Consider the following 13302-nt stretch of genomic DNA (forward strand, 5'->3'; position numbering starts at 1 on the left):
AGTGATGACGATATCTACGACAGGACCGTATGACCCGGCTGTTCACCAGACGGCGGCAGCCTCCTGGGAAAGGGGGAGAATTGCGGGAGTGCATGACGGATACGACGAAGGATATCTGCGCGGACGTGCTAACGCAATTGTTGCACGGATGAAAGCAGTTTTCCCTTTTCGACAAATCCATGTATTGTATGTCGTCTCAGGCAAAGGCCTTCCGTATTCTCCGCTCGATGAGGCGGTCATTACCACGTTGCAAAGCATGACGGCTCAGGTTACCGTAACAGACCCACGTCAGCCGGTAGGAGATATTGCCGCTCAGCTCCGTCCGAATCTGATGCTGGCACTGGATGGAATGGATCTTCCGTTGGAGCAAGTTACTGCGGTACGCCAGTTGGGCATCCCCACCGCCATCTGGCTAACGGACGATCCATATTACACCGACACGACGACCAAAATTGTTACGAATTATGATTATGTGTTCACGTTAGAAATGAACTGCATGGAGCTGTACCGTCAGTTGGGTTGCACGTCTGTGCACTATTTGCCCTTTGGAGCATTTCTGACTCACTATTTCCCACTCAGCTCGCCCGCTTCGGTACGACGTGAGATTGGGTTTACAGGCTCAGCCTACTGGAACCGCATCTATTTCTTTAATCCGATTATGCCGCAGCTCATGGCTCGTAACATTAAAATCAACGGAATTTGGTGGGATCGTCTCCCGGATTATCAGTCGTATGGTGACAAAATTGAGCTGGGTCGCTGGATGTCTCCGGTCGAAACCAATGATTCGTATAACGGCAGCAAAATCGTAATTAATCTTCATCGTTCCCATCAGGATGATTCGGTGAACAACAACTCACTGAAAATTCCGGGGGCTTCGCCCAATCCGCGCACATTTGAAATTTCTGCCAGTGGCACGTTGCAACTGACAGATACAAGAGATGATCTGGCTCGTTTTTATAAGCCGGGGGAAGAGATAGAGACCTACAGCTCTCAGCAGGAATTGCTGGAGAAGGTTGAGTTTTATTTGACGCATGAAAAAGAGCGCCATGAAATTGCCCTACGTGCTCTGGAACGAACCTTGCGGGAGCATACGTATGGTCACCGGATTGACCAACTGTTGTCGGTCATATTTCCATAAGGTGATTCACACGTCCGATGGTTGCTATTTTAAAGGAGGTGAACTCCGATCAAGCCGAAAATGATGCTATTCAGCCATGTTAGCAACGTCCGCAGTATTACGGGGGCAGAGAAGCTGCTATTGCAATTTTGTCTAGACATGAGTACGTACTTCGATTGTATTCTCGTAACGCCTGGTGAAGGGCGGCTGACCTCAATGGCCCGCAAGCGCGGAATTACCGTTCTGACACAGAACCTGTTCATGCTGCATGGCATGTATACCCCATATGAGGGATTGGCGCAGGATGCGGAGAATTTGCGGACCCATGTGGCGTATGCACCGTTGTTCCAGATGCTTCGGCATGCTCGACCTGATGTGGTGCTGGTCAATACCTGTGTGAACGTCATGCCTGCAATGGCTGCCCAAGAGCTTAATATTCCGGTGATCTGGAAAATAACCGAGGTCATTAACCAGAATGCGTATACGCCAGTTTCTGTTTCTATCATTGAGCGCTATAGCCAATGGGTCATCGGCATTTCGCAAGCTGTAATGCGTCCTTTGCATGGTGGGGGACTGACACGTCCGCATACGGTGTTGTCTCCCTGCCGGGATATGGATATGCCGTCTCCCAAAGAGCATGTGCTGGAACGGAAAAGGAAACGTGAAAAACTGGGGCTGCGGGATTTCCATATTTGTATTGGTTATATTTCTTCCTTTATTTACGAAGCCAAAGGGCTGTTGCCTTTTGTCCAAATGGCTCTAAAGCTGTGCGAAACCAATTCACGGTGTCGTTTCTGGATCATCGGCAGCTCGGTGGACTCGGAATATTACGTAAAATGTGTCTCTTTAATCCGCCAATCTCGTTATAGCCGCCGCTTCCAGTTCAATTCATTCGAGGAATCCGTATCAACGGCCTATAGCGCAATGGATATTGTTGTAATCCCAAGTATGGTGGAGGAAGGCTTTGGCCTGACCGCCCTGGAAGGGCTGGTCTACGGTAAGCCCGTGGTAGCCTTTGCGCAGGGGGGACTTGTGGAGTTGATGGAGGCGACCGGAAATACAGATTTTTTGGTAGAGCCGGGCAACAGCGACATGCTGGCGCAAAAAGTGGGCTATCTGCTCGATCATCCCGAAGAAGTGGAACGGATTGGTGTGCGTAACAACAGTGCGGCTACACGTGTATACGGACCTGATTCCTACCGAGGTAGTTTACACCTCATGGTCAGTCAATGGGTATGTCATCATCCGCATTGGTTCCCGTTGATTCAGCAGCCGGGTGGACCTGTATGGACGAGGGAAGGCGAAGGGTTGCGTCAGGTCACCGCTATACCGGAGGGATATACCAGCACGATTCGAGAATTTCCCGAATCGGTGGTGTGTCAACTGCCTGTGCTGGGCCTGCCGCCAATCGAATATGCAGCTATTCAAGGCTTGCCACAACCAGTATCCCCTTTACCTGACTCACCACCCGAATTGCCTCGCGGCAAGCGTAGTATTCGGGCGAGATGGCCAAAGGGCCGCAAGCGTACCCGACTGCGGAATCGCAGGTATAAGAGAAGCGGCGGCAAGAGTCGCTTCAAGAAAATTCACGGGTCCCCGTTGTCGAAGGGACTTTATCCGAAAACCAAGTCCAGACAGAAACTCAAGCGGAAATTCAAGCACCGGTCACGGCGACACAACACGCACAAGCAGAAGCGAGTCACGCTCAAAGCTGGACAGCATACAAAACAACGGTCCGGGTGAACCTACGCCGGACCGTTGAGATGAACGTTAAGCTGGAGCACAGCCAGTCTGCTGGATGGCTATCCTTCATTGAACGCCACAATTCAATGAAACAATGACAGCAAAGGTGGGTTCCAAAACCATGAAAATATTGACCGTGCTCGGCACAAGACCGGAGATTATACGGCTCAGCCTGATCATTCCAAAGCTGGACCGCCATGCAGATGAACATGTGCTTGTGCATACGGGCCAAAATTACACCGAAAGCCTGAGCGGGCAGTTCTTTCGCGAGCTGGGACTGCGTGCCCCGAATTATGTACTTCAGGAGAAAGCGGGGACACTGGGCAAACAGTTGTCCGCCATGTACTCGCAGATGGAGGATATTTTAAACAAGGAACGCCCCGATCATGTGCTATTGCTCGGTGATACGAACAGCGCTTTATGTGCCTTACTTGCGGAACGTATGGGTTATCCGGTCGTGCATATGGAGGCGGGGAACCGCTGTTATGACCTGGATGTGCCGGAGGAGAAAAACCGGCGTGTCATTGATGCGATATCTACCATTAATATGCCTTATACGGAGCAAAGCAAGCAGCACCTACTACGCGAAGGCTTCCCAAGCCAACGAATTATACTGACTGGAAATCCGATCTACGAAGTGATGCAGCACTATAAGAAAGAGATATCGGGCAGTGGGATTTTGAAAAAGTTGGGACTGTCGCCGGGAGAATATTTCCTGGTCACTGCCCACAGAGCTGAAAATGTGGACCATCCACCGCATTTGCTGGCTATTTTAGATGGTCTTAACCGGGTAGCCCAGCAGTTCGGACAGCGGGTCATTTGCAGTATTCATCCCCGCACTGCCGCCCGAATCGCAAGCCATCCGCTGATCCAGCTTGATCCGCTAGTGGAATTTCACGAACCGTTCGGTTTTTTTGACTTCGTTCTGCTGGAGCGGCATGCCCGCTGCGCTTTGACGGACAGTGGTACCGTACAGGAAGAATGCTGTGTCATGGGGGTGCCGACGGTTACGATGCGCCGGACGACTGAACGGCCGGAAACGGTAGATTGCGGCAGCAATATCGTGTCTGGTCTTGATGGCGAGGTTATAGCAAACGCGGTAGCCATAATGACCGGGATGACCCATAAGTGGCAATGTCCCGCGGGCTATCTGGCGGAAGATGTGTCGGATAAGGTAGTTAAATTTCTGCTTGGAGGGAAACGGCATGTTTGAAAACCAACGTATCTTGGTTACCGGCGGTACCGGCTCCTGGGGGCATGAGCTGGTTACCCAGTTACTGCCGCGTAACCCCAAAGAGGTTATTATCTTTTCACGTGGAGAATCCAGTCAGGTTGCAATGAACAGGCAGTTTGAGGATGAACGGCTCAGCTTCTGTATTGGAGATATTCGGGATAAGGATGCACTGACCACCGCTTGTCAAGGAGTGGACTATGTATTTCATTTGGCAGCGCTCAAACACGTTCCCGTCTGTGAAGATCAGCCCTACGAGGCACTCAAAACCAATGTCGTAGGCACCCAAAACGTGATCGAGGCCGCTGTTGCCAATCAGGTAAAGAAAGTCATTTATATATCGACTGACAAGGCAGCGAATCCGTCCAATTTTTACGGCATGACGAAGGCGATTGGAGAAAAACTGATTGTTTACGCCAATCTGCTGAATAGCGATACACGTTTCGTGACGGTGCGCGGCGGTAATGTTTTGGGCACCAACGGAAGCGTGGTGCATCTGTTCCAAAGTCAGATTCGTCAAAAGGGCAAGGTTTCGATCACAGATATGAACATGACCCGCTTCTTCCTGACCTTGCGTGATGCGATCAGTCTCCTGTTCAAAGCTTCGGTGGAAAGTGTCGGCGGGGAAATTTTTATCATGACCATGCCAACCTGCCGTATTTTGGACTTGGCTGAGGTGCTCATTGAGGATTCAGGTGTGGAAAACGTAGAAATTGTAGAAAAAGGTGTGCGTCCCGGCGAGAAAATTCATGAGATTTTGATGAGTGACTTTGAAAGTCTGACGACGGTAGTCTATGACGAGCAATATTTGGTCATTCTCCCAACGCTGAATATTCCTCAATTAAAGGACCGCTATAATCAGTGCCCTCCCGTGTCATTCAGCAGCTTTAGTTCGGAGTTTAATTTGATGTCAAAAGAGGAGATTCGCAGCATTCTCCAAAGCGGGGGGTTCATCAAATGAAGCTGCTTATTTTGGGTGGTAACGGCATGGCGGGCCATGTTCTGGTTAAGTATTTCCAAAACCAGAGCGGGTATAACGTGTTCTACACCACCCGTGATCCCGAAAATAAAGGCGGTCTGCTGCTGGATGTAAAGGACAGCTTTATGGTGGAGCAACTGGTACGGAGTGTACGGCCAGACGTTATGATTAACGCGGTAGGCGTACTGAATCAGCATGCCGGAGAGGATCAGATTGCAGCATACCAAATCAATGGCTTGCTGCCACATCTTCTCCGGCGGATAGCGGACAGTATTGGTGCCCGATTGATTCATATCAGCACGGATTGCGTATTCGAAGGAAATCGGGTACCTGGTTTATATAAGGAGACGGATCAACCCGATGGGACAAGTGCCTATGCTTTGACGAAAATACTTGGAGAAGTAAAGGCCGCAGGGCATCTGACTATCCGTACCTCCATTATCGGGCCGGAAATTCGGCCGGGAGGCATTGGTCTGCTGCACTGGTTCTTGCAGCAGAGCGGAGACGTTAACGGGTATCGCCGAGTCTTTTGGAACGGGGTTACGACGTTAGAATTAGCGAAGGCGATACAGGTGCAGATGAATGAGCCGCTGGACGGACTCATTCATCTGGTTCACCCTGAACCGATCAGCAAGCATGATTTGCTGCTGCTGTTCAAAGACATCTGGAAAAGGGAGGATATTCGGATCGTGCCGAAAGATGAGCCGGTGCAGGACCGGACGCTTCGTTCTACCCGGGCCGATCTGCTCTACGATGTTCCTCACTACAGCATCATGCTGAAGGAGCTGCTGGAATGGACGGAAGCACAGCGGAACAACGTCGGCCTGTCATAGTCATTACCGGAGCGGCGGGCTATACCGGGATGCATGCCTGCCGCCATTTTGCAAAGCTCGGTTGGGAGGTAGCGGCGCTGACTCGCACTGCCGCTTCCGTCCCAGAACTGATCTTACTGGCTCACGATGATGAAAATAACAACCCAGAGGCGGAGACCCGTAGCTGTATTACGCCTTATGTGTGTGACTTGCTCGACAAGAAACGTCTAGAAGAAGTATTTAGACAGATTGCTCCAGATTACGTGCTTCACCTAGGTGGTAAAAATTCTGTCCCTGAATCTTGGCAAAGCCCCCTGCTATACATGGAATCCAATGTACTGTCCACTCTGTATCTGCTCGATGTACTGCGACCTTTTCCCAAAGCCAGAATTGTCGTGGCGGGTTCTCGGCTAAAGACGGCTTTGCAAGCACCGTATCATCCAACGCATCCATACAGCCTTAGCAAAAGCCTTCAAGAGGCAGTCGCGCTCTCGTGGGGCGCGCTGTTCGAACAATCCGTCATGCTGGCAGAGCCTTGCAACTTGATCGGTCCGGGTCCATCTACCGGATTTTGTGCATTACTCGCGGGGTATATCGTTCAGACGGAACGTCTGGAGGGGCAGTCCGTAACTGAAATTCCCCCGTTCCGGGTATCTTCCCGACATGCGCAACGTGATTTCCTCGACGTTCGTGATGCCGTTCGCGCATACGGGGTGCTATTGGAACAGGGTGTGCCAGGCCGAGTTTACTCGGTCTGCACAGGCCGCATTGTGGAACTGGGCAATATCGTAGAACGTATGGTTGGGCTGGCCAAAACATCTATTCCCATACAATGGGGGGATGTGGCAGAGTCAGCACCCACCGAGGCATACCGTGCGAAAGAGCTGGAGGACATGGGCTGGAAGCCTACCATACAGCTGGGGCAATCGCTGGAGGATATGATTCAATACCGCCGAGCTGGAAAGGAAGGAACGATATGAGACCGAAAGTAACGATCGTCATTCCCTTTTATAACTGTGCATATGTGGATCAGGCTTTGCAAAGTGCATTAGAGCAAACTTATGGACCCCTCGAGATTATTGTCGTCGATGACGGGTCCACGGAACATGTTGATATGCTTCAGCCCTATCGTCCATATATACATTATTTAGGAAAATCCAACGGTGGAACAGCCAGCGCCCTGAATCATGGTATCCGACATGCCAGCGGGGAATATATTGCGTGGCTCAGCTCCGACGATACCTATCATAGGGACAAAATTAATAATCAGGTTTCTTTTATGGTGGAAAACGGTGCGTACATCTCCCATACCAATTTCAATTTCATCAATCAATACAGCCAAGTCACAAGCTACCAGGCAGCCGCCGTGTTTCCGTCTATGACGGAGTTTTACCGTTTTTTTCAGCAAGGAAATCCGGTCAATGGATGCACGGTTATGTTTAAAAAGGAGCTGTTTGCACATATCGGTTTGTTTGATGAACTGCTGCCGTACACACATGATCTGGATATGTGGTACCGAGTGATGCTGGAGGGATATCCATTTCCTTTTCTGAACGAGTCCTTGGTTAACTACCGCTGGCATGATGAAATGGGAACCAAAAAACATTGGCCCGCTGTGGAGCGGGAGTACAACATAACCCAAGCACGTTATCGAGATCGCTTCAGTCAGGTGTTGAGTGGTTTATCCTCATGAAGCCGAAAGTCTGTCAGGGGGGATTGATATGGTAGATACGGGGATTGTTATGCCACTGTACAAACAGGATATCGGCTATCTGCAAGCCGCGATCTCATCCGTACTAGCCCAGAGCTACAGGGCATTTCGCTTCATCATTGTTATTGACGGAGCGCCGGAAATGGTGGGACCAGCGCTCCACGCAGCAATGGGAGACCCGCGCGTTCAGTTGGTTACACTCCCTCAGAACAAAGGAGTATCCCACGCCCTTAACTGGGGATTCGATGAGTTGTTTAAAGATCCAGCGATCAAGTATGTGACCTGGGTATCCAGCGACAATGTTTATAATTCTTCCTTTATTGAACGATTGCGGCAGGAGCTGGAGCAGGGGCCGGACTCACTCGGTCTTGTGTTCTCTACCTTCCGCCAGGTTGACGCATATGGGAACCCGTTGTATGACGAGCAGCATCAACAAGCTTTGATCCGGTACCAAAGCCAGCCGCATCATGAATTGCTGAATGCCAGCATTGTCGGGGTTTCATTTATGTACAAAAGCAAATATGCCCGCCAGATTGGCGGCTATCGGCTGCAACCAGTTGAGGATTATGATTACTGGCTGCGGCTAACCGAGACGTGCAGCATGAAATTCATCCCGGAGATCCTGATGGATTACCGGGTGAATTCCACATTCAGTGTATCGGCTGGTTTGCACAGCCAGAAGGAGCACCGACGCTGGCGGCGCGCATTCCAAATCGCCAAGCATGAGGCGAGAGCACGTCGGGGCATCCCACTTGAAATGACGGTTTTAATGCCTGTCACGGATATGGCTCAAGCTGAATCATTGCTGGATAATCTGCTGGAGCAGCACTACAGCAATTGCGTGGTACGGTTGCTGGATTTAACGCCAGAACAGGGAGCCAGCGCTTTCCTGTCGATGATGCTCGATCCTCGGTTAATCGTAACGCCACGTCAGCATTATTCGGTCCAAGAAGCACTGGTTCAGGCTATTGGTGAAACCACGACCCGCTTTGTTGTATGCTTCGGTGTCAAACCTTATATTGCCGTGACGGATCTACTGTATCTCACGGATTTGTTGCGCCCATTACAGGATACACATGCCTTTTCCTACTACACAGATGACCACTCAACCATCGGCAGCGGCCGAGGGGTTCAGTCTGTACCACCGGAATGGAATTACGTGTATTACACCCACAGATTGCATCAAGCACTGGAACAGGGTAGCTTTTAAATAACAGGAGACAGCGCCGGGATTGTGGTCAGCTCTGACTGAAGAACACGGTGTTCCTGTACAACATTACCAAACTGATCCAGTCCAAAGTTGGAGAGCACAACATTCGCTGGAGCAGCGGAGGCCACGTTGTATTGTACCTCATAGGCAAGAACCCCTTGTATAAAGAAGGTACGGCGGGCAATGGAGTTTGCAGGTAAGTTAACCGATGTCACATATAGTGGTGTCTTGGTATCCGGTACAAGCGAGAAAAAAATTTGGATGGTCACGGTTGCCGCATTCACTGTATCCTCGTTGACCAAATTTACAACGACATTGGAGCAGGCAGTACCAAAGTCTCTAGTGTTGGTCATATATCCGGTTGTAAAAGCCAATCGAATCATCCTCTCAAAAAACAGAATATTGGAAAACCCCTGAAGGGATGCTTCTATACTATGAATCTATTGAAAAGAAAGCTTGTATGGTTGTCTGTAGGCTATGCTGAAAAAAGTACATTTTAATAGAAATAGCATGTCCATTTATATAATGAAGGGAATGCTCGCGATGCCTTTGAATTTTCAGGTGACACCCAGCGGGTTGCCCAAATTTGAGCCCAGTGTCGCCGTTAATTTGTTGAATCCGAATATTGTTGTGGCTGTCGCTGTTGACTTTAGCAGCGGGCCCCCGCTGATTGGACTGTATCGTTCCTTGGACGCCGGGGCGAACTGGACTGATACTTTACTGCCAATTCCACCGGGATATACAGGAGCCGAGGCAGGAATGGTAGCCTATCTATTCCCGAATATTTTCATCATATCCGCACATGTGTTTCCGGGAAATGAGAACGGGGCTGTCGTGATCTATCGCTCTACGGACGATGGAGCCACCTTTGATCCTCCAGTGGTCATTAACCCGGGCTATGGAGACTACATTAATAATGACTGGACCAATATTACGACGGATAACGCCGGGGCAAGTCCCTATCTTGGGCATGTCTATGTCACGTATAACCGTCAATATAATGTGGATTTTAATGCTCGTTCTGCGGCGTTCTACCAGCGTTCCATCGATGGAGGACTAACTTGGGATCGACCGTTATTGCTTTCGAATATCCAATCTTCTACAGAACGACCTGAACCTGCGGTCGACAAATTTGGCAGTGTCTATGTCAGTTGGATTCGTACGGGGCCACAAACACCGGCTTTTTTTATTCGGAGATCCTTTGATGGAGGGGCAACTTTCAGTGGGGATATTCTCGTATCCAATATAACGCTGGTGCCCAATCCTTTGCCCGTCCCCGGATATGACTTTCGAATATTGAACTTCCCCAGCTTGGTTGCAGACTGCTCGGGTGTGCCTTCCACAACAAATACGCTATATGCCGTTTGGCAGGATTTTGGTCAGGGATACAGCAATATTTTGTTGTCCAAATCAAGCGATTTCGGCGGTACCTGGAGTGCTCCGATCATCGTGACGGACAGCCCGCCAGGCTCGCAAAATTTCTTTCCTGCGATTTCGGTGTCGCCTAAGACGGGACTGGTCGTTGTCGTGTACTATACCAATCGCTTGGACGGCTTTAATCTGGATGTGTTTGCCGCCCAATCGTTAGATGGAGGCAACACCTTTACGAACAGTCGTCTCACCACGACCTCCTTTAACCCGAATGTCGGGGGCGGTGGCGAAGAATCAGAACTGATCGGCGACTATATTGATGTCGCCATTGTACCGCCGAATAGTTACATTTCCGTCTGGACGGATACGCGCACAGGCAGTTTGACAATTTTTGCTGGTGTACCGGGAGGTGGGGACTGATGCCGAACGTACAGCTTACGCCGAACGGAAGGCTGGCGCAGGAGCCGAGTGTAGCTTTCAACCTGCTCGACGGTACCATTGTGTCTGCGGCGACTGATTTTACGACAGGGCCGCCGTTGACGGCGGTATACCGTTCAGGTAACGGCGGTGTCTCTTTCACCCAGCAGATTTTACCGCTACCAGCCGGCTATGTAGGGGCGGAATCCCATAGCGTCAGCTACGGTTTTCCCAACTTGTTTGTCATAGCCTGTCACGTATTTACCGCAGACGGCTTGAGCGGTACCATCGCTACCTATGTATCCAGAGATAACGGTAATACATTTGATCCGCCTGTGATTACCCAGCGAGGGTATGGGACATTTGTCAATAATGTTGAGATCATCATCAAATTTGATACTTCTCAGGTCAGCTCCTATACCGGAAACATCTATTTATGTTATACGCATCAATACAATCCTGACTTTTTTGGCGGATCCGTCATGTTTTTCCAGCGTTCGCAGGATGGAGGGATCACGTGGGATACACCCGTGGTGCTCACCGCTGGCTCTAATCAGATTACGCGTGGGGAAATCACCGTGAGCATTACAGGGGTGATTTATGTCGGGTACATTGTGACGAATCCGGTTAACCAATATCAGGTCATTGTATCCTTCAATGGGGGGACAGCATTCAGTTCTTCGCTGCCTGTGTCTTCTGTTGTCCCGGTTCCGAGTCCGTTGCCCGTGGCCGGTTTTGGCTTCAATGTGCTGCCGATGGCCAACATTGCGGTAGATCGCTCTACTAGCCCGAATCAGGGAACACTTTATGCGGTCTGGCAGGATAATCGGGCAGGGTATGCGGATGTACTGCTCGCCCGGTCGGTGGATGGTGGATTAAGCTGGACTGCACCGCAATCGGTGACAGGAGCCAGTGCCGGAGCACAGCATTTTTTCCCGGCTATTGATGTTTCGCCTGTGACCGGCGTGATTAAGATCGTATATTATACCAATCAAATAACGACCTCTTTATTAGACGTATTTGTGGCCGAATCAACGAACGGAGGGAATACATTTACGAACCTCAGAATAACAGACAGCTCCTTTAATCCTAACGGGATTAGTCCGGTTCCAGTCGTTACAATCGGTAATTTTATTGATGTAACGATCGTGCCGAATAATGGATTTTTTGCGGTCTGGACAGATGCGTTATCGGGTTTCCAGCAAATTTACGGAAGTAGCGGAATGTAGCTCAGCGTACGAGACAGAGGAGGTGAGGCTGTTTTGAAAATTTTGTTGGCTACGTACTGGCCGATTCCTCATTTGGGTGGCGTATGGCCCTTTATGCTGCAAATTAAACGGAGACTGGAGCTACTGGGTCACACGGTAGACTTGATGGGGAACGGACCGGATACACCTAAATACCATATTGTTTTTGAAGATAGGGAGCTACTGAAGGATCAACTGCTGCCCCTGTTGCATACGAAGCTAAATGAATCGGCTGTCCCTGTATTACATCTGGATTCATGGGTGCAGACGGTGGAAAAGGATCGATACTGTATGGAACTGGCAGCGGCGTATTTCGGGGTTGAGCAGTATGATGTTATTCACACGCAAGATGTTATTGCGACGCGTGCTCTAAGTCGGGTCAAACGTAAGGACAGTGCATTGGTAGCGAATATTCATGGCTCGTTGGCTCGTGAAGTCATGATGGCTCTGGAGCGGGATCATGAGGAGGGTTACCGTGAGACGCTGATGTGGAAATATTATTGGGCGCTGGAGCACTATGGCGCTCTATCCGCGGATATTACCATTACGTCTACAGAATGGATGAAACAGACGCTCGTGCGTGAGTTCGAAGTGCCTGAGCAGCAGATTGCTACTTTCCAATACGGATTGGATACCGAGCACTTCTGGGAAGTCCACGCCCGGGGAACGGACGTCGTACGACCTGAGGGGAAAAAAGTTATAATTTGTCCTTCACGGCTAGTCTATATCAAAGGGCTGCATTATTTAATAAGCTCTCTTGGCCTACTGAAAGCAAGTCGTACGGATTGGGTTTGCTGGATTGTCGGGGAGGGAGATAAAAGGGAAGAGCTTCAAACACAGGCGAAGGAGCTAGGGCTGGAGGAAGATGTGGTTTTTTTGGGGCATCGTGAAGATGTACCTGCTCTTTTACAACTGGCGGATCTTTTTGTTCATCCGAGCATACAGGACAATCAGCCGTTTTCGGTCATGGAGGCGCAGATTTTGGGGCTTCCGGCAGTGGTATCGGATGCGGGTGGACTGCCGGAAATGGTCAAGCATGAACACACCGGACTGGTCTCCCCGGTTGGCGATGTGGAGGCACTGGCAGCTCATTTGCAGCATTTGCTGGCTCAGGATGAAGTGCGGATAGCTATGGGAAAACGTGCCAAAGCATGGGGGACCGCGCATTGGTCTCTGGATGTTATGATTGAGCGGCTCGTGAATATTTATGGGCAAGCGCTGAATCAAGTACGTTGAATACGTTGATTCTATAGTTAGGAGGGAGAGCATGACTTTTCCTGTCGTTGGAGACTTGTACAACCGTATTTTTGAAATCCAGCAGTCGCACCCAGATCTGAAGGTCGATTACGCAATATGGAACCGAATTAACACCTCATTGCCGGAAGATTATAAGTTGCCAGACGCTGACATTTTGGAACGTCTGAGACAATCCGCACCATGAGGGTACAGACCATATAAAAAGGC

13 protein-coding genes are annotated in these 13302 nt (G+C 50.1%); 12 read left to right on the forward strand and 1 reads right to left on the reverse strand.

Annotated features, from left to right (window positions below; genetic code table 11):
- Positions 1–4 precede the first annotated feature (4 nt).
- The 8 genes from WA407_RS15955 (at position 5) to WA407_RS15990 (ending at position 8803) form a co-directional block, all read left to right on the forward strand.
- Positions 5–1138 (forward strand): CgeB family protein, encoded by a 1134-nt coding sequence (locus WA407_RS15955; protein WP_165179117.1) that lies wholly within the window; start codon positions 5–7, stop codon positions 1136–1138.
- A 60-nt stretch (positions 1139–1198) separates the two neighbouring features.
- On the forward strand, positions 1199–2860 hold the full coding sequence (locus tag WA407_RS15960; RefSeq protein WP_336077753.1) for a glycosyltransferase: 1662 nt from the start codon (positions 1199–1201) through the stop codon (positions 2858–2860).
- Between the two features lie 121 nt (positions 2861–2981).
- Positions 2982–4073, forward strand: coding sequence for a non-hydrolyzing UDP-N-acetylglucosamine 2-epimerase (gene wecB / locus WA407_RS15965; protein WP_336077830.1), 1092 nt, complete (start codon positions 2982–2984; stop codon positions 4071–4073).
- On the forward strand, positions 4066–5052 hold the full coding sequence (locus tag WA407_RS15970) for a polysaccharide biosynthesis protein (RefSeq protein ID WP_069290300.1): 987 nt from the start codon (positions 4066–4068) through the stop codon (positions 5050–5052). The genes wecB and WA407_RS15970 overlap by 8 nt, the downstream gene beginning before the upstream one ends.
- Entirely contained in the window at positions 5049–5903 is an 855-nt protein-coding gene (locus WA407_RS15975; protein WP_165179120.1) for a dTDP-4-dehydrorhamnose reductase family protein, read from the forward strand. The genes WA407_RS15970 and WA407_RS15975 overlap by 4 nt, the downstream gene beginning before the upstream one ends.
- Positions 5864–6862 carry an NAD-dependent epimerase/dehydratase family protein gene (locus WA407_RS15980; protein ID WP_336077754.1) on the forward strand — a complete coding sequence of 333 codons (999 nt, stop codon included), beginning with the start codon at positions 5864–5866 and terminating at the stop codon, positions 6860–6862. The genes WA407_RS15975 and WA407_RS15980 overlap by 40 nt, the downstream gene beginning before the upstream one ends.
- Complete coding sequence (locus WA407_RS15985) at positions 6859–7575, forward strand: glycosyltransferase (protein ID WP_336077755.1); 717 nt, start codon at positions 6859–6861, stop codon at positions 7573–7575. The genes WA407_RS15980 and WA407_RS15985 overlap by 4 nt, the downstream gene beginning before the upstream one ends.
- Positions 7576–7603: 28 nt before the next feature.
- Positions 7604–8803: a glycosyltransferase family 2 protein gene (locus tag WA407_RS15990; protein WP_235308466.1), complete on the forward strand. Its 1200-nt coding sequence runs from the start codon at positions 7604–7606 to the stop codon at positions 8801–8803.
- Here WA407_RS15990 and WA407_RS15995 read toward each other — a convergent pair.
- Positions 8800–9177 (reverse strand): hypothetical protein, encoded by a 378-nt coding sequence (locus tag WA407_RS15995; RefSeq protein ID WP_029518289.1) that lies wholly within the window; start codon positions 9175–9177, stop codon positions 8800–8802. The genes WA407_RS15990 and WA407_RS15995 overlap by 4 nt on opposite strands.
- 136 nt (positions 9178–9313) lie before the next feature.
- On the opposite strand from WA407_RS15995, the gene WA407_RS16000 reads away from it, so the two are divergent.
- From WA407_RS16000 to WA407_RS16015, 4 genes are read left to right on the forward strand one after another with little or no spacing between them, the layout of a single operon-like run.
- Positions 9314–10594, forward strand: a complete 1281-nt coding sequence (locus tag WA407_RS16000; RefSeq protein ID WP_336077757.1) for a sialidase family protein — start codon at positions 9314–9316, stop codon at positions 10592–10594.
- Positions 10594–11820 carry a sialidase family protein gene (locus WA407_RS16005; RefSeq protein ID WP_336077758.1) on the forward strand — a complete coding sequence of 409 codons (1227 nt, stop codon included), beginning with the start codon at positions 10594–10596 and terminating at the stop codon, positions 11818–11820. The genes WA407_RS16000 and WA407_RS16005 overlap by 1 nt, the downstream gene beginning before the upstream one ends.
- Positions 11821–11853: 33 nt before the next feature.
- Positions 11854–13074 (forward strand): glycosyltransferase family 4 protein, encoded by a 1221-nt coding sequence (locus WA407_RS16010; RefSeq protein ID WP_336077759.1) that lies wholly within the window; start codon positions 11854–11856, stop codon positions 13072–13074.
- Between the two features lie 31 nt (positions 13075–13105).
- On the forward strand, positions 13106–13279 hold the full coding sequence (locus WA407_RS16015) for a hypothetical protein (protein WP_180984648.1): 174 nt from the start codon (positions 13106–13108) through the stop codon (positions 13277–13279).
- Positions 13280–13302 lie beyond the last annotated feature (23 nt).

It is taken from the genome of Paenibacillus sp. 203 (assembly GCF_037027525.1).
GTDB lineage: Bacteria > Bacillota > Bacilli > Paenibacillales > Paenibacillaceae > Paenibacillus > Paenibacillus polymyxa_B.

Excerpts from the sequence above, each read along its gene's own strand:
- WA407_RS15955 (WP_165179117.1), top strand. The coding sequence starts at position 5 with ATGACGATATCTACGACAGGACCGTATGACCCGGCTGTTCACCAGACG.
- WA407_RS15960 (WP_336077753.1), top strand. The coding sequence starts at position 1,199 with ATGATGCTATTCAGCCATGTTAGCAACGTCCGCAGTATTACGGGGGCA.
- wecB (WP_336077830.1), top strand. The coding sequence starts at position 2,982 with ATGAAAATATTGACCGTGCTCGGCACAAGACCGGAGATTATACGGCTC.
- WA407_RS15970 (WP_069290300.1), top strand. The coding sequence starts at position 4,066 with ATGTTTGAAAACCAACGTATCTTGGTTACCGGCGGTACCGGCTCCTGG.
- WA407_RS15975 (WP_165179120.1), top strand. The coding sequence starts at position 5,049 with ATGAAGCTGCTTATTTTGGGTGGTAACGGCATGGCGGGCCATGTTCTG.
- WA407_RS15980 (WP_336077754.1), top strand. The coding sequence starts at position 5,864 with ATGGACGGAAGCACAGCGGAACAACGTCGGCCTGTCATAGTCATTACC.
- WA407_RS15985 (WP_336077755.1), top strand. The coding sequence starts at position 6,859 with ATGAGACCGAAAGTAACGATCGTCATTCCCTTTTATAACTGTGCATAT.
- WA407_RS15990 (WP_235308466.1), top strand. The coding sequence starts at position 7,604 with ATGGTAGATACGGGGATTGTTATGCCACTGTACAAACAGGATATCGGC.
- WA407_RS16000 (WP_336077757.1), top strand. The coding sequence starts at position 9,314 with ATGTCCATTTATATAATGAAGGGAATGCTCGCGATGCCTTTGAATTTT.
- WA407_RS16005 (WP_336077758.1), top strand. The coding sequence starts at position 10,594 with ATGCCGAACGTACAGCTTACGCCGAACGGAAGGCTGGCGCAGGAGCCG.
- WA407_RS16015 (WP_180984648.1), top strand. The coding sequence starts at position 13,106 with ATGACTTTTCCTGTCGTTGGAGACTTGTACAACCGTATTTTTGAAATC.